1 protein-coding gene is annotated in these 23,371 nt (G+C 75.7%); it reads left to right on the top strand.

Annotated elements, in window-relative coordinates; all coding sequences use genetic code 11:
- Positions 1 to 118: 118 nt before the first annotated feature.
- On the top strand, positions 119 to 23,332 hold the full coding sequence (locus ABT403_RS25080; RefSeq protein WP_344158451.1) for a type I polyketide synthase: 23,214 nt from the start codon (positions 119 to 121) through the stop codon (positions 23,330 to 23,332).
- The last annotated feature ends 39 nt before the right edge of the window (positions 23,333 to 23,371 follow it).

The raw sequence follows: 23,371 nt of genomic DNA, 5'->3' as shown, positions 1-23,371 counted from the left end.
CGCCGGTCCGGCACGCAGGGGGACCAGCACGGGGGCTCTCCCCGGCATGCCCGCACGCCCCGAGGCGCTGCGGAACCAGCAATCAGCAGTAGTTCAACGGGTCGATGGAGCACACATGATGCGCGAGTCTGTCGCTATGCCGGAGGAGTCCGGGAACGGCGCACACGAGGTGATCGTGGCGATCGGGTCGGCACACCGCCCGCCGGGGGCCACCGGCACGGACGCGGCGTACGACGCGGAATTCCTCGCGGAGGCCACCGCCGACCCGTCGGACCCCGCCCGGACCGACGCCCTGCCGCACGGGCCTGCCGCGGCGGAGACCTGGTGGGAGGCGCTGGAGGACGCCGGGGTCGTCCCGGCGGCGGCCCGGGGAGCGCGCGCCGGCGTCTTCCTCGCCGCCCCCGGGGAGGACACCGGGCTCCCCGCCCGGGAGGAGGCCGCCGCCGCGGTCGGCGCGGTCCTGCGCTTCGCCCCCGGAGCGGCCCCCCTGCTGAGCCTGCTCCCCACCGCCCCCGACGCGCTGCGCGCGGCCCGCGAGGGCCTCGTCCGGGGAGAACACGGCCTCGCGCTGGCCGCCGGCCCCGACGTACTCCTGCCGGACGCGGCGCCCGGCGGCTACGGCGCCGTCCTGCTGAAGCCCCTCGCCGGGGCCCGCGCCGACGGCGACCGGATCCTCGCCGTACTCGACGCCGACGGCCGGCTCACCGCCACCACCGACCTCGGCTGGGACGTCGCCCCCACCGGCGCCGCCGTCCGCGCAGCCGACGTCGCCCCTGGCCTGGAGTCCGCCCCTGGCCTGGAGTCCGGCCCCGGCCTGGAGTCCGGCCCCGGCCCGGAGTCCGGCCCCGGCGCCGAGACCGTCCCCGGTGCCGAGGAGCCGCTGCCCTGGATCCTCTCCGCCGCCGGGCCCGAGGCCCTGCGGGAGCGGGCGCGGGAGCTGCGGGAGTACCTCGGCGCGCGCCCCGGCCTCGACCCCGCCGCCGTCGGGCGGGCCCTCGCCACCACCCGGCACCCCTTCCCGCACCGCGCCGTCCTCCTCGCCGACGGCCGCGACCGGCTCCTCGACGCACTGGCCGCCCTCGCCGACGGCGGGTTCACCCCCGACGTGGTGCGGGGGACCGCCACCGCCCGTCCGGCCGCCTTCGTCCTGTCCGGCATCGGCGGACAGTGGCCCCAGATGGCCGCGGAACTCCTCGGCTCCTCGACCGAGTTCCACGCCGCCGCCCTCCGCTGCGAGCAGGCCCTCGCCCCCTTCACCGGCTGGCTCCTCACCGACGTGCTGCGCGGCGCCCCCGGTGCCCCCGGCCTGGACACCCCCGACGTCAGCGTCCCCGCCACCTTCGGCGTCCAGATCGCCCTCGCCGAGACCTGGCTGGCCCACGGCGTCCGCCCCCGGGCCTACGCCGGCCACAGCATCGGCGAGGTCGCCGCCGCCCACCTGGCCGGTGTCCTCACCCTGGAGGACGCCGCCCGCACCATCCACGCCTGGGGCGACGCCCTGGCCGAACTCGCCGGACACGGCGGTGACATGCTCGCCGTGAGCCTGCCCGGCCACCTCCTCCAGGAGCGGCTCGCGCCCTGGGCCGGCCGGCTGGCCGTCGCCGCCCACAACGGCCCCGCTTCCCAGGTGGTCTCCGGCGACGCCGACGCCGTCCGCGCACTGCGCTCCGTACTGGAGGGCGAGGGCGTCCGCTGCGGCGGCGTACGCCTCGGCGCCGCCGCGCACTCGGCGCACGTCGACGCCGTCCACGACCGGATGCTCTCCGCCCTCACGGGCCTCGCCCCCCGCGCCGGCCACACCCCGCTCTACTCCTCCGCCACCGGCGGCCTCGTCGACGGCCGCACCCTGGACGCCGCCTTCTGGTTCGAGGCCCTGCGCCGCCCCGTCCGCTTCGAGCAGACCACCCACGCGCTGCTGGCCGACGGCCACGAAGCCCTCGTGGAGATCAACCCGCACCCCTCGCTGACCGCCGCCATGCAGGAGACCGCCGCGGCCGCCGGCCGCCACGCCGTCACCATCGCCACCCTGCGCCGGGGTCAGGGCGGCCTGCGCCGCCTGCGCACCGCCCTGGCCGAGGCCTGCGTACAGGGCGTCGACGTCGACTGGGCCACCGCCTTCCCCGCCGGCCCGGCGGAGCGCGTCCAGCTGCCGGCCTACCCCTTCCGGCGGGCCGCCGCCGCCCACGGCGCACCGGCCCCGGCCGCCCGGCTGGCCCTGCTGCCCGAGGCCGAGCGCGAACGCACCGCCGCCGCCCTCGTCCGCTCCCTCACCGCCGCCCTGCTCGGGCTCCCCGGCCCGGACGCCGTCGCCCCCGACCGGGCCTTCCGCGACCTCGGCCTGGACTCCGTCACCGCCGTCGAACTCCGGGGCCGCCTCGGCGAGGCCACCGGGCTGGACCTGCCGCCCACCGTCGTCTTCGACCACCCCACCCCGGCCTCCCTGACGGGCCGGATCCTCGCCGAAGCCCTCGGCACCCACGAGGACCCGCAGGACGCGGACACCACCACCGCCGCCTGGGACGAACCCGTCGCCATCGTCGCCATGAGCTGCCGCCTGCCCAGCGGCACCGACACCCCCGAGGCCCTGTGGCGGCTGCTCACCGAGGGCGGCGACGCCGTGTCCGCCCTCCCCGCCGACCGCGGCTGGGACGTCGAGGGCCTCTACGACGCCGAGCCCGGCCGCCCCGGCCGCTACTACCAGCGCGAAGCCGGCATGCTCCGCGAAGCCGCCGCCTTCGACCCGGAGTTCTTCGGGATCTCCCCGCGCGAGGCCCTCGCCATGGACCCCCAGCAGCGGCTCCTCCTGGAGACCGGCTGGGAGGTCCTCGAACGCGCCGGCATCGACCCCGCCACCCTGCGCGGCACCCGCACCGGCACCTTCGTCGGCGCCATGAACCAGGACTACGGCCCCCGCCTCCACGAGGCACCCGAGGACATCAGCGGCTACCTGCTGACCGGCAACAGCGTCAGCGTCGCCTCCGGCCGCCTCGCCTACACCTTCGGCTTCGAGGGCCCCGCCGTCACCGTCGACACCGCCTGCTCCTCCTCCCTCGTCGCCCTGCACCTGGCCGCCCAGTCCCTGCGCACCGGCGAATGCTCCCTGGCCCTGGCCGGCGGCGTCACCGTCCTGCCGACGGCCGGCTCCTTCGTCGAGTTCAGCAAGCAGCGCGCCCTGGCCCCCGACGGCCGCTCCAAGGCCTTCTCCGCCGACGCCGACGGCTTCGGCCTCGCCGAGGGCACCGGCATGGTCCTCCTGGAGCGGCTCTCGGACGCCCGCCGCAACGGACACCGCGTGCTGGCCGTCCTCCGGGGCTCCGCGATCAACCAGGACGGCGCCTCGAACGGACTCACCGCGCCCAGCGGCCCCGCCCAGCAGCGGGTCATCCGGCAGGCCCTGGCCAACGCCGGGCTGACGGCCGCCGACGTGGACGCCGTCGAGGCCCACGGCACCGGCACCCGGCTCGGCGACCCCATCGAGGCCCAGGCCCTGCTGGCCACCTACGGGCGCGAGCGGCCCGAGGACCGTCCGCTGTGGCTGGGCTCCCTCAAGTCCAACATCGGCCACACCCAGGCCGCCGCGGGCATCGCCGGCGTCCTGAAGTCCGTTCTGGCCCTCCAGCACGGAGTCCTGCCCAAGACCCTGCACGCCGACGTCCCCTCCCCGCACGTGGACTGGTCCGCCGGACGGGTCCGGCTGCTGACCGACGCCGTGGACTGGCCCGCGACCGGCCGGCCCCGCCGCTTCGGCGTGTCCTCCTTCGGGATCAGCGGCACCAACGCCCACGCCATCCTCGAAGAGGCCCCCGCCGAGCCCGGGCCCGAGGCCCCCGCCGAGCCCGAGGCGGCCGACGCGGCCGACGCTGCCCCGGCCGCCGGCACCCCGGCCGAAGCCGTCGCGGCCGAAGCCCCCGCCGTGCCCTGGATCCTGTCCGCCCGCAGCCCCGAGGCGCTGGCCGCCCGCGCCGAAGCCCTCCTCGCCCACACGGCGGCGCACCCCGGCGTCCGCCCCGCCGACACCGGCCACGCCCTCGCCACCACCCGTACGGCCTTCGAACACCGCGCCGTCGTCACCGGTGCCACCGGGGCCGAACTCACCGAGGGCCTGCGCGCCCTCGCCGCCGGCGGCTCCACCCCCCGTACCGCCCAGGGCACCGCCGCCGACGGCCGCCGCGTCGCCTTCGTCTTCCCCGGCCAGGGCTCCCAGTGGGCCGGCATGGCCGTCGGACTCCTCGACACCTCCGCCGTCTTCCGCGACCGGATCGCCGCCTGCGGCCGGGCCCTCGCCCCGTACGTGGACTGGTCCCTGGAGGACGTCCTGCGCGGCGCCCCCGGTGCCCCCGCCCTCGACAGCGCCGACGACGTGGTCCAGCCCGCGCTGTGGGCCGTCATGGTCTCCCTCGCCGAACTCTGGCGCTCCTTCGGCGTCGAGCCCTCCGCCGTCATCGGCCACTCCCAGGGCGAGATCGCCGCCGCCGCCGTCTCCGGCGCCCTCGGCCTCGACGACGCCGCCCGGGTCGTCGCCCTCCGCAGCCGCCTCCTCGCCCGCCTCGCGGGACTCGGCGGCATGGTCTCCGTACCCGAACCCCTCGCCGACGTCACCGGGCGCCTGGAACGGTGGGGCGACCGGCTCGGCATCGCCGCGATCAACGGCCCCCGCTCCACCGTCGTCTCCGGCGACGCGGACGCCCTCGGCGAACTCCTCGCCGCCTGCACCGCCGACGGGATCCGCGCCAAGCGGGTCCCCGTCGACTACGCCTCCCACTCCGCCCACGTGGAACTCATCGAGGCCGAACTCGCCGCAGCCCTCGACGGCATCACCCCGCGCACCCCGCGCGTCCCGTTCTACTCCACCGTCACCGGCGAACCCGTCGACTCCGCCGCCCTCGACGCCGCCTACTGGTACACCAACCTCCGCACCACCGTCCGCTTCGAGCCGGCCGCCCGCCGCCTGATCGCCGACGGCCACCAGGTCCTCGTCGAATGCAGCCCCCACCCGGTGCTCGCGATCGGCCTCCAGGAGACCGCCGAGGACGCCTCCGCCACCGTGGACGTCATCCCGTCGCTGCGCCGCGGCGACGGGGGCACCGCCCGCTTCCTGACCTCCCTCGGCGAGGCCTGGACCCGGGGCGTCCCCGCCGACTGGGCCGCCGCCTTCCCGGGAGCGCGCCCGCACCCCGCCGACCTGCCCACCTACCCCTTCCAGCGGCGCCGCTTCTGGCTCGAACCCGCCGCGCCCGCCACCCGCGCGACCGGAGCCGGCCACAGCGAGGAGGAGGCCCGCTTCTGGGCCGCCGTCGAGAACACTGACGTACGGGCCCTCACCAGCTCCCTGGACCTGGCCCCCGACGCCTCCCTCGACAGCATGGTCACCCGGCTCGCCGACTGGCGCCGCCGCTCCACCCGGACCGCGCGGATCGACGACTGGCGCTACCGCGTCACCTGGACCCCCACCGAAACCCGGCACCGGCGCGGCACCCGCGCCGCGCTCACCGGCACCTGGCTGCTCGCCACCACCGCCGCACACGCCGGATCCGCCACCGCCACCGCCGTCCACGAGGCCCTCACCGCCTGCGGCGCCCGCGTCGAACGCGTCACCCTCGACCCGGCCGCCCACCCCGGCCGCCAGGAGGTGGCCGCACTCCTCACCGGCCGGCTCACCGAGGCCGCCCTGGACGCCGACGCCGTCACCGGGGTCCTCTCCCTGCTGGCCGAAGACCCCGCCGACGCCCCCGGACACCGGGTACCGGGCGCCCTCGCCGCCACCCTCGCCCTCATCCAGGCCCTCGGCGACACCGGCATCGGCGCCCCCCTGTGGTGCGCCACCTCCGGGGCCGTCGCCACCGGTCCCGCCGACCCGCCGCGCCACCCCGCCCAGGCCCAGCTCTGGGGCCTCGGACGGGTCGCCGGCGCCGAGTACCCCCAGCGCTGGGGCGGCCTCGTCGACCTCCCCGAAACCCTCGACGCACGCACCCTCGACCTCCTCACCGGCCTCCTCGCCGACCCCGGCGGCGAGGACGAGCTCGCCGTACGCGCCACCGGCACCCTCGCCCGGCGCCTCGTCCGCGCCACCACCGACGCGGCCGCCCCCAGCGGCGAATACGCCCTCGCCCGCCCCCACGGCACCGTCCTCGTCACCGGCGGCACCGGGACCCTCGGCACCCACGTCGCCCGCTGGCTCGCCCGCTCCGGAGCCGCCCACCTCCTCCTGACCAGCCGCAGCGGCCCCGCCGCCGAAGGCGCCGCCGAACTCCGCGAGGAACTCGCCGCCCTCGGCTGCCGCGCCACCATCGCCGCCTGCGACGCCGGCGACCGCACCGCCCTCGCCGGCCTCCTCGCCTCCCTGCCCGCCGAACACCCTCTCACCGGCGTCATCCACACCGCGGGCGCCCTCGACGACGGCGTCCTCGACGCCATGACCACCGACCGGCTGGAACACGTACTGCGTCCCAAGGCCGACGCCGCAGTCCACCTCCACGAACTCACCGCCGGCCACGACCTCGACTTCTTCGTCCTGTTCTCCTCCATCGCCGGCACCGTCGGCAACGGCGGCCAGGGCGGCTACGCCGCCGCCAACGCCCACCTCGACGCCCTCGCCCACCAGCGCCGCGCACAGGGCCTGCCCGCCACCGCCATCGCCTGGGGCTCCTGGGGCAGCGGCCGCATGATGGGCCGCCACGCCGAGGAACACCTCACCCGACGGGGCATCCTCCCCATGCCCACCGACCTCGGCATCGCCGCCCTGCGCCGCGCCATGGAACACGAGGACACGGCCGTCACCATCGCCGACGTCGACTGGGAGCGCTTCGTCCGCGCCTTCGCCCCCACCGGCGACTACCCGCTCCTGCACCGCCTCCCCGAAGCCCGCCGGATCCTCGACGGGGCCGCCGCGCCCGCCGGAGCGAACGGCCCCGCCGCAGGCGGCCCCGCCCTCGCCGGACAGCTCGCCGCACTCCCCGGCCCCGACCGGCTCCGGGCCCTCGTCGAGCTCGTCCGCACCCAGGCCGCCACGGTCCTCGGCCACGCGGGCGCCGACGCCGTCCAGCCCCAGCGGGCCTTCCGCGACACCGGGTTCGACTCGCTCACCGCCATCGAACTGCGCAACCGCCTCGCCGCGGCCACCGGCCTGCGGCTGCCCACCACCGTCGTCTTCGACTACCCCAACCCGGCCGAACTCGCCGGCCACCTCGACACCCTGATCGCCGGCGGTCCGCACACCGGGGCGACCGCCCCCGCGTCCGCCGCCCGGCCCGCCGACGACGAACCCATCGCCATCGTCGCGATGAGCTGCCGCTTCCCCGGCGGGGTGACCTCCCCCGAGGAGCTGTGGACGATCCTCTCGCAGGGCGAGGACGCCCTCTCCGCCTTCCCCGAGAACCGGGGCTGGGACCTCGACTCCCTCTACCACCCCGACCCGCAGCACCCCGGCACCACCTACGCCCGTGAAGGCGGGTTCCTTTACGAGGCGGGCGAGTTCGACGCCGCGTTCTTCGGCATCTCGCCCCGCGAGGCCCTCGCCATGGATCCCCAGCAGCGCCTCCTCCTGGAGACCACCTGGGAGGCCTTCGAACGCGCCGGCATCGACCCCGGCACCCTCAAGGGCAGCCGCTCCGGGGTCTTCATCGGCTCCAACGGGCAGGACTACGCCTCCGGCCTGCGCCGGGCGCCCGAAGGCGTCGAGGGCTACCTCCTGACCGGCCGGGCCGCCAGCGTCGTCTCCGGCCGCCTCGCCTACACCTTCGGCCTGGAGGGGCCCGCGCTGACCGTCGACACGGCCTGCTCCTCCTCCCTCGTCGCCCTCCACCTCGCCGTCCAGTCCCTGCGCCAGGGCGAATGCGAACTCGCCCTCGCGGGCGGCGTCACCGTTATGTCCGGCCCCGGCATCTTCATCGAGTTCAGCCGCCAGCGCGGCCTGGCCCCCGACGGCCGCTGCAAGGCCTTCGCCGCCGCGGCCGACGGCACCGGCTGGGGCGAGGGCGCCGGCATGCTGCTCCTGGAGCGGCTCTCCGACGCCCGCCGCAACGGCCACCGGGTCCTGGCCGTCGTACGGGGCTCCGCGATCAACCAGGACGGCGCCTCCAACGGCCTGACCGCCCCCAACGGACCGTCGCAGCAACGGGTCATCCGCCAGGCCCTCGGCGACGCGGGCCTCGCACCCGCCGACGTCGACGTGGTCGAGGCCCACGGCACCGGCACCCGGCTCGGCGACCCCATCGAGGCCCAGGCCCTTCTCGCCACCTACGGCCAGGGCCGCCCCGAGGACCGGCCCCTGTGGCTGGGCTCGCTGAAGTCCAACATCGGCCACACCCAGGCCGCCGCCGGCGTCGCCGGTGTGATGAAGCTGGTCCTGGCCCTCCAGCACGCCGAACTTCCCCGCACCCTGCACGTCGACGCCCCCACCCCGCACGTCGACTGGACGGCCGGCGCGGTCGAACTGCTCTCCGCCCCCGTGGCCTGGCCCGAGGAGCCCGGCCACGTCCGGCGCGGTGGCGTCTCGGCCTTCGGCGTGAGCGGCACCAACGCCCACGTGATCATCGAACAGGCCCCCGCACCGGAGGCGACCGAGACCGACGAGGCCGCGGACTCCGGGGACGACGCCCGGCAGGAGGCCGTCGTCTGGCCGCTGTCCGCGAAGACCGTCCCCGCCCTGCGCGCCCAGGCCCGGCGCCTGCGCGCCCACCTCACCGCGCACGAGGAGGCCACCCCGGCCGACATCGGCTTCTCCCTCGCCACCGGCCGGGCGGCCCTCCCGTACCGCGCGGCCGTTCTCGGCACCGACCGAGCCGAGCTGCTCCGCGGCCTGGACGCCCTCGCCGACGAGGACCCGACGGGCGCCCCCCAGCTCGTCACCGGCGTCACCGACACGGCCACCGGCCGCGAACCGGGCCGTACCGCCTTCCTGTTCTCCGGCCAGGGCAGCCAGCGACTGGCCATGGGACGCGAACTGCACGCCGCCCACCCGGTGTTCGCCGACGCCTTCGACGAGGCCTGCGCACACCTGGACGGACACCTGGAACGACCCCTGCGGGACGTGGTGTTCGGGGAGGACGCGGAGCTGCTGCACGAGACGCGGTTCACCCAGCCGGCGTTGTTCGCGGTCGAGGTGGCGTTGTTCCGTCTGGTGGAGTCGTGGGGTGTGCGTCCGGACTTCCTCGCCGGGCATTCGGTGGGCGAGTTCGCCGTGGCTCATGTGGCGGGTGTGCTGTCGCTGGAGGATGCGGCGAGGCTGGTGGCCGCGCGTGGCCGGCTGATGCAGGAGTTGCCGTCCGGTGGTGTGATGGTGGCGGTGCAGGCTTCCGAGGTGGAGGTGCGGGAGCTGCTGGCCGGTCTTGAGGACCGGGTGGGTATCGCTGCCGTCAACGGGCCTGTGTCCGTGGTGCTTTCGGGTGCGTCGGAGGCTGTGGCGTCCGTCGTGGACCGGCTGTCGGCGGAGGGTCGTAAGACCAAGGCGCTGGCCGTCTCGCACGCCTTCCATTCGCCGCTGATGGATCCGATGCTCGACGCGTTCCGGGAGGTCGTCGCATCGGTCTCGTTCGAGGCGCCTCGGCTGCCGATCGTCTCCACCCTCACCGGCGGCATCGTCACCGCCGAGGAGTTCGGCTCCGCCGACTACTGGGTGCGCCACGTCCGCGAGGCCGTCCGCTTCGCCGACGCCGTCACCACCCTGGCCGCAGAAGGCGCCGGCACCTTCCTGGAGATCGGCCCCGGCGGCGTCCTGTCCGCCCTGGCCCGCGAACTCCTCGACGACCAGGCCGTCACGGTCCCCGTCCTGCGGGCCGACCGCACCGAGGACCTGGCCGTCACCACCGCCCTCGCCCGGCTCCACGTCCACGGCACCCCCGTCGACTGGACGGCCCGGTACGCGGGCCGGGGCGCCCGCCGCGTCGCCCTCCCCACCTACCCCTTCCAGCGCGAGACCTACTGGCTGCACGTCCCGGCCACCGCCGACCCCACCGCGATCGGCGTCACCGACACCGAACACCCCCTCCTGGGCGCCACGGTCGTACTCCCGGACGGCGGCATCGTGCTCACCGGCCGCCTCTCCCTCACCACCCACCCCTGGATCGCCGACCACACCGTCTCCGGAGCCGTACTCGTCCCCGGCACCGCCTTCGTGGAACTGGCCCTGCGGGCCGGCCGGGAAGCAGGCTGCGCCCACATCGAGGACCTCACCCTGGAGGCCCCGCTCGTCCTGCCCGAACACGGCGGCGTCCAGCTCCGCCTCACCGTCGCGGCCCCCGACGACGAGGGCCGCCGCGCCCTGGAACTCCACTCCCGCCCCGAGGACGCCGCCTCCGACTGGACGCGGCACGCCGGCGGCACCCTGTCCACCGAGACGCCCCGGCCGCCGGTCGCGACCGAGCTCGCGGTCTGGCCCCCACGGGGAGCCGAACCCGTGGCCACCGACCACCTCTACGAGCTCCTCGACGACCTCGGCTTCGGCTACGGCCCCGTCTTCCGCGGCCTCACGGAGGCCTGGCGGCAGGGCGACACCCTGTACGCGGCCGCCGCCCTCCCGTCGCCCACCGCACCCGACGCGGACGCGTTCGGACTCCACCCCGCCCTCCTCGACGCCGCCCTCCACGCCTCCTGGCTCGGGCTGCTCTCCGGCACCGGCACCGGACAGGGCCTGCTGCCCTTCTCCTGGAGCGAGGTCGCCCTGCACGCCACCGGCGCCCCCGCCGTACGCGTCCGGCTCACCCCGGCCGGCCCGGACACCGTCTCCGTCCTGGTCGCCGACACGGCCGGCCAGACCGTCGCCACCGTCGGCGCCCTCGTCCTGCGCCCCGTCTCCGCCGACCGGCTCCGCGCGGCGGCGGCACCCCGCGCCGACGGCCTCCTGAGCCTCGACTGGACCCCGGTCCGGACCCCCGCCGACGCCCCCGAACCCGACTGCGTCCTGGCCCTCGCCGGACCGGACCCCGACAAGGAACCGGCACCGTCCGACCCGGCCGAAGCCGTCCGCGCGACCACCCACCACGCCCTCACGCTGATCCAGGAGTGGCTCGCCGAGGACCGGTCCGAGCGGACCCCGCTCGTCGTCGTCACCCGTCGCGCGGTCGCCACCACCCCCGCCGAACGCGCCGGCCTGGACCCCGCACAGGCAGCCGTCTGGGGCATGCTCCGCACCGCACAGTCGGAGAACCCCGGCCGATTCGTCCTCCTCGACCTCGAACCGGGCCTGGACCCGGGTGCCGGACCCGGCCGGGAGGCCGTGCGCGCCGCCCTGGCCACCGGAGAACCCCAGCTCGCCGTACGCGGCGGCACGGTCCTGCTGCCGCGCCTGACGGCCCACACCGACCGCCCGGCCGACGGGCCGCCGCGCCGCCAGACCTTCCCGGCCGACGGTACGGTCCTGGTCACCGGCGCCACCGGCACCCTCGGCCGGCTCGTCGCCCGCCACCTCGTCACCGAGCACGGCGTACGCCACCTCCTGCTGACCGGCCGCCGGGGCCCCGCCGCCGAAGGCGCGGCCGCGTTCGAGGCCGAACTCAGCGCCCTCGGCGCCCGGGTCACCACCGCCGCCTGCGACGTGGCCGACCGCCAGGCCCTGGCCGCCCTCCTGGCGTCGGTCCCCGACGGGCACCCGCTGACCGCCGTGGTCCACGCGGCCGGCGTGACCGACGACGGCATCGTCCCCGCCCTCACCCCGGACCGCGTCGACCACGTGCTCCGCCCGAAGGCCGACGCGGCCCTCCACCTGCACGAACTCACCCGCGACCTCGACCTCTCCGCGTTCGTGCTCTTCTCCTCCGTCTCCGCCACGCTCGGCGGCTCCGGACAGGCCAACTACGCCGCCGCGAACGCCTTCCTCGACGCCCTCGCCCAGCAGCGCCACGCCGCCGGACTGCCCGCCGTGTCCCTGGCCTGGGGCCTGTGGGCCGACGGCAGCGGCATGACCGGAAAACTGGACGCCACCGACCTCGCGCGGATCCGGCGCATGGGCCTCGTCGCCATGGACGCGGCCACCGGCCTCGCCCTCTTCGACGCCGCCTGCGCCGCCGGCGCGGACGTCCTCTTCCCCGTGCCGCTGGACCACGCGGGGCTCCGCGCCCAGGCGGCCGAGGGCACGGTCCCCGCCCTCCTGCGCGGACTCGTCAAAACACCCGTCCGCAAGGCCCACAGCGGCCCCGGCACCCCCTCCACGGCACCCGCCGACCGCGCCTCCGCCCTGGCCGCGACCCTGCACGGGCTCCCCGAGGCCGAACAGGACCGCGTCCTGACCGACCTGGTACGCGCCCAGGTCGCCACCGTCCTCGGCCACGCCTCACCCGACCGGGTGGAACCCGAACGCCCCTTCAAGGACCTCGGATTCGACTCCCTCACCGCCGTCGAACTGCGGAACCTGCTGAACGCCGTCACCGGCACCCGGCTGCCCGCGACCCTCGTCTTCGACCACCCCACCCCGCTGGCCCTCACCCGCTTCCTGCGCACCGAACTCCTCGGCGACACCCCCGGCACGAGCGCGCTCGTCCCGGCGGGCGCCCAGCCCGACGGCCTCCCGGCCGTCGACGATCCGATCGCGATCGTGGGGATGAGCTGCCGTTATCCGGGTGGGGTGCGTTCTCCGGAGGATCTGTGGCGGTTGGTGTCGGAGGGTGGTGACGCGGTCGGCGGGTTCCCGGTGGACCGTGGCTGGCCGCTGGAGGGGCTGTATCACCCCGATCCGGACCATGCGGGGACGAGTTATGCGCGTGAGGGTGGATTCCTTTACGAGGCGGGGGAGTTCGACGCGGGGTTCTTCGGGATCTCGCCGCGTGAGGCTCTGGCGATGGATCCGCAGCAGCGGTTGTTGCTGGAGACGTCGTGGGAGGTGTTCGAGCGGGCCGGGATCGACCCGGCGACGCTGAAGGGCTCACGGACCGGCGTGTTCGCCGGAGTCATGTACCACGACTACGGCTCCCGGCTCTCCGTCGTACCCGACGGCTTCGAGGGCTACCTCGTCAACGGCAGCGCGGGCAGCATCGCCTCGGGCCGCGTGGCCTACACCTTCGGTCTTGAAGGCCCGGCGGTGACGGTGGACACGGCGTGCTCCTCGTCGCTGGTGGCCCTGCACCTGGCGGCGCAGGCCCTGCGCCAGGGCGAGTGCTCCATGGCGCTCGTCGGCGGTGTGACGGTGATGGCCACCCCGAACATCTTCATCGAGTTCAGCCGTCAGCGCGGCCTGGCCGTCGACGGCCGCTGCAAGGCTTTCTCCGCCGCCGCCGACGGCACCGGCTGGGCCGAAGGCGCCGGCATGCTCCTGGTGGAGCGGCTCTCCGACGCCCGCCGCAACGGCCACCAGGTACTGGCCGTCGTACGGGGTACCGCGATCAACCAGGACGGCGCCTCCAACGGCCTGACCGCCCCCAACGGGCCTGCGCAGCAGCGGGTGATCCGCCAGGCGCTGGCCCAGGCCGGTCTGTCGGCGGGCGATGTGGACGCGGTGGAGGCGCACGGGACGGGCACCACGCTCGGTGACCCGATCGAGGCCCAGGCCCTCCTCGCCACCTACGGCCAGGACCGGCCGGAGGACCGGCCGCTGTGGCTGGGCTCGCTGAAGTCCAACATCGGGCACACGCAGGCGGCGGCCGGTGTGGCGGGTGTGATCAAGATGGTGATGGCGATGCGTCACGGGGTGCTGCCGAAGACCCTGCACGTGGACGAGCCGTCGCCGCACGTGGACTGGACGGCGGGGGACGTGCGGCTGCTGGCCGAGGCCCGTGAGTGGGCCGAGTACGGCGGTCGTCCGCGCCGGGCGGGCGTCTCCTCCTTCGGCGTCAGCGGCACCAACGCCCACGTCGTCATCGAACAGCCCGCACCGCACGAGGCCCCGGAACCGCACCCCCGCCCCGACGCTGTGCCGGCCCACGGCACGGCCGTCGTCTGGCCGCTGTCGGCCAAGGACCCGGCGGCGCTCCGCGCGCAGGCCGGACGCCTCCTCGCGCACCTCAGCACCCACGCGGACCTCCACCCCCTCGACGTGGCCCTCTCCCTGGCACCCCGGGCCGGCCTCGACCTCCGGTCCGCCGTCGTCGGCACGCACCGCGAGGAGCTGCTGAACGGCCTGGAGGACCTGGTCGCCGGACGGCCGACGGCGAGCGCCGTCCTGCGGGGCGAGACCCCGCAGGGCACCTCCGTCGGCGGCAGCCGGACCGCGTTCCTCTTCTCGGGCCAGGGCAGCCAGCGGCTGGGCATGGGACGTGAACTGCACGCCGCCCACCCGGTGTTCGCGGAGGCCTTCGACGCCGCCTGTGCCGCTGTGGATCCGAATCTCGAACTCCCGCTGAAGGGTGTGGTGTTCGGGGAGGACGCGTCGCTGCTGCACGAGACGCGGTTCACCCAGCCGGCGCTGTTCGCCATCGAGGTGGCGCTGTTCCGTCTGCTGGAGTCGTGGGGTGTGCGTCCGGACTTCCTCGCCGGGCATTCGGTGGGCGAGTTCGCCGTGGCTCATGTGGCGGGTGTGCTGTCGCTGGAGGATGCGGCGAGGCTGGTGGCCGCGCGCGGCCGGCTGATGCAGGAACTGCCGTCCGGTGGTGTGATGGTGGCGGTCCAGGCCTCCGAGGAGGAGGTGCGGGCCCTGCTGGCCGGGTTCGAGGACCGGGCGGGTATCGCTGCCGTCAACGGGCCTGCGTCCGTGGTGCTTTCGGGTGCGGCGGAGGCGGTTGCGTCCGTTGTGGACCGGCTGTCTGCGGAGGGCCGTAAGACCAAGGCCCTGTCCGTTTCCCACGCCTTCCATTCGCCGCTGATGGACCCGATGCTCGACGCCTTCCGGGAGGTCGTCGCATCGGTCTCCTTCGAGACGCCCCGGCTGCCGATCGTCTCCACCCTCACCGGCGGGATCGTCACCGCCGAGGAGTTCGGCTCCGCCGACTACTGGGTGCGCCATGTCCGCGAGGCCGTCCGTTTCGCCGACGCCGTCGACTGCCTCGCCCTCGAAGGCGTGCGCACCTTCCTCGAAGTCGGCCCGGGCGGGGTCCTCACCGCCCTCGCCCAGGAGCTCCTGGACGAGCGCGCCCTCACGGTCCCCGCCCTGCGCACCGACCGGGCCGAGGACCTGGCCGTCACCACCGCCCTCGCCCTGCTCCACGTCCACGGCACCCCGGTCGACTGGGCCGCCGTCCACGCCGGACGCGGCGCCCGCCGCCTCGACCTGCCCACCTACCCCTTCCAGTACGAGCACTACTGGCTGGACGCCCCCGCCGCCACCGGCGACGTCACCGCCGCCACCGGCGACGTCACCGCCGCCGGACTGGCCGGCGCCGACCACGCCCTGTTCGGGGCGATGGCCCTGCTGCCCGACGGTGCGGGCTCCCTCCTCACCGGACGCCTCTCCCTCGCCACCCACCCCTGGCTCGCGGACCACGCCGTCTCCGGAGTGACCCTGCTCCCCGGCACCGCGTTCCTGGAGATGGCCGTACGCGCCGGTGACGAGCTCGGCTGCGGCCGCGTCGACGAACTCGCCCTCGCCGCCCCCCTGGTCCTCCCGGAGCAGGGCGCGGTCCAGATCCGGGTGGTCGTCGGCCTCGCGGACGAGGACTCGGGACGCCGGACGGTGAAGATCTACTCCCGCGCCGAGACCGCGACCGAGGCCGGAGGGGAGGGTGACTCCTGGACGCGGCACGCCACGGGCTTCCTCGTCCCCGATACAGGCTGGACCCCGCCGGAGACGAACGAGCCCTGGCCCCCGGCTGACGCCACCGCCGTCGACCTCCACGACTGCTACGACCGGCTGGCCGACGCCGGCTTCGACTACGGCCCGGTCTTCCAGGGGCTGCGCGCCGTCTGGCGGCGCGGCGAGGACGAGCTGTTCGCCGAGGTCGCGCTGCCCGAGGGGACGCCGGTCGACGGCTTCGCCCTGCACCCCGCGCTCCTGGACGCGGCCCTGCACGCCATGAGCGTCGGGGAGTTGCTGGGCACCGACCACACCGGCCGGCTCCCGTTCGCCTGGGGCGGCGTGAGCGTGTTCGGCAGCGGCGCCGAGACCCTGCGCGTCCGCCTGGCCCGGGCCGTGAGCGGGCCGGATGCGGTGGAACTGCGGATCGGCGACGGACTGGGACGGCCCGTCGCCACGGTCGACTCGCTGCTGCTGCGCGCGGTCACCCCCGCACAGCTCGCCGAGGCCGGCGCCGCCGCCCAGGGGGGCGCCGGGCTGCGGGACGCGCTGTTCCGCGTCGCGTGGGAGCCGGCCGAGCCTGCCGCGGACCCGGTGCCCGTCGCGCCGGTCAGCTGCCGCAGCCTCGCGGACCTGGACGGGAGCTCCGTCCCGGACACCGTGGCCGTCACGCTGCCGGACACGGGGGAGGGGGCCGCACCGGCCGCCGCCACGCGCCGCGTACTGGAGCTGCTCCAGCAGTGGCTCCGCGAGGACCGGTTCGCCGCCTCGCGCCTGGTCGTCGTGACGCGCGGCGCCACCGACGCCGGGCCCGGCGAAAGCGCCGTGGACCCCGCGCAGGCGGCGGTCTGGGGGCTCGTACGCTCGGCCCAGTCGGAGAACCCCGGCCGGTTCGTGCTGGTGGACACCGACGGCGACGACACCGCCGCGCTGTCCGCCGCCGTGGCCTGCGGTGAGCCCCAGGTGGCGGTCCGAAGCGGGGCCCTCCACGTCCCCCGGCTCGTACGGGCCGACGTACCGGCCCCAGCCGAGGACGCCCCCGTTCCCTTCCCGGCCGACGGAACGGTGCTGATCACCGGCGCGTCGGGTGCGCTGGGCCGGCTCGTCGCCCGCCACCTCGTCACCGAGCACGGGGTACGGCACCTACTGCTCGCCAGCCGCCGGGGCCAGGAGGCGCCCGGAGCCGCCGAGTTCGCGCAGGAGCTGCGTGAACTGGGCGCCGAGCCCCGGACGGTGGCCTGCGACGTCGCGGACCGCGCCGAACTCGCCGCCCTCCTCGGGACGGTGTCCGCCGGGCACCCGCTGACCGCCGTGGTCCACGCCGCCGGCGTCACCGACGACGGCACCGTCCCCGCCCTCACCCCCGACCGGGTCGACGGGGTTTTCCGCCCGAAGGCCGACGCGGCCCTCCACCTGCACGAACTCACCCGCGACCTGGACCTGTCCGCCTTCGTCCTGTTCTCCTCCGCCGCCGGGATCCTCGGCAGCGCCGGACAGGCCAACTACTGCGCAGCGAACTCCTTCCTCGACGCCCTCGCCGCATCCCGCCGGGCCGAGGGGCTCCCCGCCGTGTCCCTCGCCTGGGGCCTGTGGGCACAGAGCAGCACGCTCACGGACGGGCTGGCCGCCGCCGACCGGCACAGGATCAGCCGGTCCGGACTGATCGCACTCGAAGCGGCGGAGGGCCTGGCTCTCTTCGAGGCCGCCTGCCGCTCCGAACGGGCCGCGCTGGTCCCGGTCCGCCTGGACCCCGAGACCCTGCACGCCCAGGCCCGTACGGGCACCCTGCCGCCGCTGCTGCGCAAGCTCGTACGCGGCCCCGTACGGCGCGGACTCGAAGGCGGCGGGCAGACGGCCGCCGGGCAGACCCCGGCGGCCGGGCGGCTCGCCGGCCTGCCGGCCGACGAACGGTACGCGTTCGTCCTCGACCTGGTACGCACCCGGGTCGCGGCCGTCCTGGGCCACGCCTCGGCCGGATCCGTCGCGGTGGACCGGCAGTTCAGGGACCTCGGCTTCGACTCCCTGACCGCCGTCGAACTGCGCAACACCCTCAACTCCGCCACCGGACTGCGACTGCCCGCGACCCTCGTCTTCGACCACCCGACCCCCGAGGCGCTGACCCGCCTGCTGCTCACCGAACTGTTCGGCCCGGACGCCGACACGGCCCGGCCCGACACGGCCCTCCACATCGCCTCCGTCGACGATCCGATCGCGATCGTGGGGATGAGCTGCCGTTATCCGGGTGGGGTGCGTTCTCCGGAGGATCTGTGGCGGTTGGTGTCGGAGGGTGGTGACGCGGTCGGCGGGTTCCCGGTGGACCGTGGCTGGCCGCTGGAGGGGCTGTATCACCCCGATCCGGACCATGCGGGCACGAGTTATGCCCGTGAGGGTGGATTCCTGTACGAGGCGGGGGAGTTCGACGCGGGGTTCTTCGGGATCTCGCCGCGTGAGGCTCTGGCGATGGATCCGCAGCAGCGGTTGTTGCTGGAGACCTCGTGGGAGGTGTTCGAGCGGGCCGGGATCGACCCGGCGACGCTGAAGGGGTCACGGACCGGTGTGTTCGCCGGAGTGATGTACCACGACTACGGCTCCCAGCTCGGCGGGAACGCACCCGAAGGGCTCGAAGGCCACCTCGGCATGGGCACCTCCGGGAGCGTGGCCTCGGGCCGGCTCTCGTACACCTTCGGTCTGGAAGGCCCGGCGGTGACGGTGGACACGGCCTGCTCCTCGTCGCTGGTGGCCCTGCACCTGGCGGCGCAGGCCCTGCGCCAGGGCGAGTGCTCCATGGCCCTCGTCGGCGGCGTCACCGTCATGGCGACCCCGAACACCTTCGTCGAGTTCAGCCGTCAGCGCGGCCTGGCCGCCGACGGCCGCTGCAAGGCCTTCTCCGCCGCCGCCGACGGCACCGGCTGGGCCGAAGGCGTGGGCATGCTCCTGGTGGAGCGGCTCTCGGACGCCCGCCGCAACGGGCACCGGGTGCTCGCGGTGGTCCGGGGGTCGGCGGTGAACCAGGACGGTGCGTCCAACGGCCTGACGGCGCCGAACGGGCCTGCGCAGCAGCGGGTGATCCGCCAGGCGTTGGCCCAGGCCGGTCTGTCGGCGGGCGATGTGGACGCGGTGGAGGCGCACGGGACGGGGACCACACTCGGTGACCCGATCGAGGCCCAGGCCCTCCTCGCCACCTACGGCCAGGACCGGCCGGAGGACCGGCCGCTGTGGCTGGGTTCGCTGAAGTCCAACATCGGCCACACCCAGGCGGCGGCCGGTGTGGCGGGCGTGATCAAGATGGTCGAGGCGATGCGCCACGGAGTGCTCCCCAAGACCCTCCACGCCGATGAACCCTCCCCGCACGTCGACTGGTCGACGGGGTCGGTACGCCTGCTGACCGAGGCCCGCGAGTGGTCCGAGCACGGCAGCCGTCCGCGCCGGGCGGGCGTCTCCTCCTTCGGCGTCAGCGGCACCAACGCCCACGTGGTGCTGGAACACGTACCCGGCACGGAACCCGGCCCCGGGGCCGCCACCGGCACCCCCGCCGAGCCCGGCGCCGTCGCCTGGGTGCTGTCCGCCAAGGACGACACCTCACTCCGCGCCCAGGCACAGCGCCTGGCGGCCCATGTCACCGAGCGGCCGGCGCTCGGACTCGCCGACGTCGGGCATGCGCTCGCGGTGTCCCGGTCGTCGATGGAGCTGCGTGCGGCGGTCGTGGGGGCCGGCCGTGAGGAACTCCTCGCCGGCCTGGAGGCCCTCGCCGCAGGCCGGCAGGCAGCCGGTGTCGTACGGGGCGAGGCCGAGCCCGGGGGGAGCCGGACGGCGTTCCTGTTCTCGGGCCAGGGCAGCCAGCGACTGGGCATGGGACGTGAACTGCATGCCGCCTTCCCGGTGTTCGCGGAGGCCTTCGATGCCGCCTGTGCCGCTGTGGATCCGTATCTCGAACTCCCGCTGAAGGACGTCGTGTTCGGTGAGGACGCGGAGCTGCTGCAGGAGACGCGGTTCACCCAGCCGGCGCTGTTCGCCGTCGAGGTGGCGTTGTTCCGGCTGGTGGAGTCGTGGGGCGTACGTCCGGACTTCCTCGCCGGGCATTCGGTCGGCGAGTTCGCGGCGGCCCATGTGGCGGGTGTGCTGTCGCTCGGCGACGCGGCGAAGCTGGTGGCCGCGCGGGGCGGGCTGATGCAGGAGCTGCCGTCCGGTGGTGTGATGGTGGCGGTGCAGGCCTCCGAGGAGGAGGTGCGGGAGCTGCTGGCCGGGTTCGAGGACCGGGTGGGTATCGCTGCCGTCAACGGGCCTGCTTCCGTGGTGCTTTCGGGTGCGTCGGAGGCTGTGGCGTCCGTGGTGGACCGGCTGTCGGCAGAGGGCCGTAAGACCAAGGCCCTGGCCGTTTCCCACGCCTTCCATTCGCCGCTGATGGATCCGATGCTCGATGCCTTCCGGGAGGTCGTCGCATCGGTGTCCTTCGAGACGCCCCGGCTGCCGATCGTCTCCACCCTCACCGGCGGGATCGTCACCGCCGAGGAGTTCGGCTCCGTCGACTACTGGGTGCGGCACGTCCGCGAGGCCGTCCGCTTCGCCGACGCCGTCACCACCCTGGCCGCAGAGGGCGCCGGCACCTTCCTGGAGATCGGCCCGGGCGGGATCCTGACGGCCCTGGCTCAGGAGAGCCTCGACGAGCAGGCGACGGCCGTCGCGCTCCTGCGCGGCGACCGTCCCGAAGAGCTCGCCGTCACCACCGCCCTCGCCCGGCTCCACGTCCACGGCACCCCCGTCGACTGGACGGCCCGGTACGCCGGATCGGCCGCCCGTCCCGTCGACCTGCCCACGTACGCCTTCCACCACCGGCGCTACTGGCTCGACGCGGTCGCACCGGCGGGCGACGTGGCCGCCGCCGGCCTCGTGGACGCCGAACACCCCTTCCTGGGCGCGGCCGTTCCCCTGGCCGACGGTCAGGGGGCCCTCCTGACGGGCCGGCTGTCCCCGGCCACCCACCCCTGGCTCGGCGACCACACCGTGATGGACGCGACCCTCCTGCCCGGCACCGCACTCGTGGACCTGGCGCTGCGCGCCGCCGACGAGGTGCGCTGCGACCGGGTGGACGAGCTGACCCTCGGCGCGCCCCTCGTTCTGCGCGAGGACGCGGCCGTACAGCTCCAGGCCGTCGTCAGCGGGCCGGACGCGACCGGGCACCGTACCGTCAACGTCTACTCCCGCCCCGAGACCGCCGACGCCGCCGAGCCGTGGACCTGCCACGCGACCGGTGTGGTCTCCGTGGACGCCCACGGACCGCAGGAGCCGTCCTCCGCCCCCGACGCATGGCCGCCGCTGCGGTCCGAGCCCCTGGACACCGGCGGCGCGTACGAGCGGCTGGCCGATCTCGGCTTCGGCTACGGGCCGGTGTTCCAGGGCCTGCACGGGCTCTGGCGGCGCGGCGACGAGGTGTTCGCCGAGGTGCGGCTGCCCGAGGAGACCGGAGTCACCGGCTTCGGCGTCCACCCGGCCCTGCTCGACTCGGCCCTCCATGCGATCGGCCTCGGCGGCCTGCTGCCCGACGCCGGGCAGGGCCGGATCCCCTTCGCCTGGAACGGGGTCACCGTCCACGCCACCGGCGCCCGCGCCCTGCGGGTGCGGATCGTCCCGGCCGGCGCCGACGCGGTGGCCCTGGAGGCCACCGACGAGGCCGGCCGGCCCGTGGCCTCCGTCGACTCCCTGGTGCTGCGGCCCGTCTCGGCGGAGCAACTGGCCCGCGCCGGGCGGGCGCAGGGGAGGCACGACTCGCTGTACCGGCTCGACTGGACCCCCCTTCCCCGCACCCCGGAGGACCCCGTGACCCTGCCGGGCGGGCAGTGGACCCTCGTCGGAGGCGACGACGGTCTGCGCGCGGCGCTGGAGGACTCCGGTATGGACGTCACCTTCCGTCCCGACCTGGCGGATCCGGCCGGCGCGGGGGAGGGCCCGGCGCCCGCCGTGCTCCTCGCGGCCGTCGACGTCCACCCGGACCGGGACCACCCCGTCACCCACGTCCACGCCACCGCCCACCGCGCCCTGGAGCTGCTCCAGCGGTGGCTCGCCGACGACCGGCACACCGACTCCCGGCTCGCCGTCCTGACCTGCAACGCCGTCGCCGCCAAGGGGCGCGGCACCGAGGACGGCGACAAGGAGGTGGACCCGGCACAGGCCGCGATCTGGGGCCTGGTGCGCTCGGCGCAGGCGGAGAACCCTGGCCGTTTCGTCCTGGTCGACCTCGACCGCGACCCGGCGTCCGCACGGGCCCTGCCCGCCCTGCTGGCCTCGGGCGAGGACCAGTTCGCCGTCCGCGGGGGTACGGTCCTCGTCCCCCGGCTGGCACGGACCGGGCCCCCGGCCCTCCCCGGCGAGTCCGCGCCCGCGTTCACGGCCGACGGGACCGTGCTCGTCACCGGCGCCTCCGGGCTGCTGGGCCGGCACGTCGCGCGGCACCTGGTCACCGGCCACGGGGTGCGTGACCTGCTGCTCGTCAGCCGACGGGGCGCCGCCGCCGGGGGCATGGCCGAACTGGAGGCGGAACTGACCGCCCTGGGGGCCCGGATCACCGTCGCCGCCTGCGACGTGGCCGACCGGGAGGCCCTCGCCGGGGTCCTCGCCGCGATACCCCAGGGGCGCCCCCTGACCGGTGTGGTGCACGTCGCCGGAGTCACCGACGACGGGATCCTCACCGGTCTCACGGCGGAGCGCGTCGACCGGGTCTTCCGGCCCAAGGTGGACGCCGCCCTGCACCTGGACGAGCTCACCCGCGACATGGAACTCTCCGCGTTCGTCCTGTTCTCCTCCGCCGCCGGTGTCTTCGGCGCGGCGGGCCAGGCCAACTACGCCGCCGCCAACGCCTTCCTGGACGCCCTGGCCCGTCAGCGCCGCGCCGCCGGCCTGCCGGCCGTGTCCCTGGCCTGGGGGCTGTGGGCGGAAAGCAGCGGCATCACGGGCGAGTTGACGGATGCGGACCGGGGACGGATGTCCCGCAGCGGTATCCTGCCGCTGAGCACCGAGGAGGCCCTCGGCCTCTTCGACGCCGCGACGGCGCACCCGCGCGGCGTGGTCGTCCCGGTCCGCCTCGACCAGGCGCGGCTGCGCGGGCAGGCGGCCGCCGGCACCCTGCCGGCGCTGCTCACCTCCCTGGTGCGGACCCCGGCCCGGCGTTCCGCCGCCGACGGGGGAGCGGACACCGCCACCGGCCGGCCGGCCGCCGTCGGGGACCTGAGGGCCCGGCTGGCCGGACTCTCCGAGTCCGAACGCGGCACCCTGCTGCTGGACCTGGTGTGCGAGCACGTGGCCGCGGTCCTGGACCTCGCCTCGCCGCAGGCGGTACGGCCCGGGCAGGCCCTGCGCGACCTCGGATTCGACTCGCTGACCGCCGTCGAACTGCGCAACCGGCTGGGCAAGGACACCGGGCTGCGGCTGCCGCCCACGCTCGTCTTCGACTACCCCACCCCCGCCGAACTCGCCGGCTACCTCGGCACCCAGGCGGCCCCCGGGCCCCGGGACGTCACCGGGCTGCTGGCCGAACTCGACCGGATCGAATCGGAGTTGCAGACCGCGGCGCCCGCCGACACGGACCTCCGCGACGCCGTCACCGCCCGCCTGCGCCACCTGCTGGACCGGTGGGCCGCGCCCGCCGGCCAGGGCGAGGCGGACACCGCGGCCGTCGCGGACGGGCTCCAAGGAGCCACGGACGACGAGATGTTCGACTTCCTCGGCAAGGAATTCGGCATCTCCTGAACCGGACCGGGTGCGGGGCCGCACGCCCCGCACCCGTCC

Origin of the sequence: Streptomyces sp. NPDC000075 (assembly GCF_040301925.1) — a bacterium.
Classification (GTDB): Bacteria; Actinomycetota; Actinomycetes; order Streptomycetales; family Streptomycetaceae; genus Streptomyces; species Streptomyces polychromogenes.
Note: the sequence above shows the minus strand (reverse complement) of the source record. Positions and strands in the feature narration are given on the sequence as shown.

Coding starts and splice junctions, on each gene's coding strand:
- ABT403_RS25080 (WP_344158451.1), top strand. CDS start 119: ATGCGCGAGTCTGTCGCTATGCCGGAGGAGTCCGGGAACGGCGCACAC.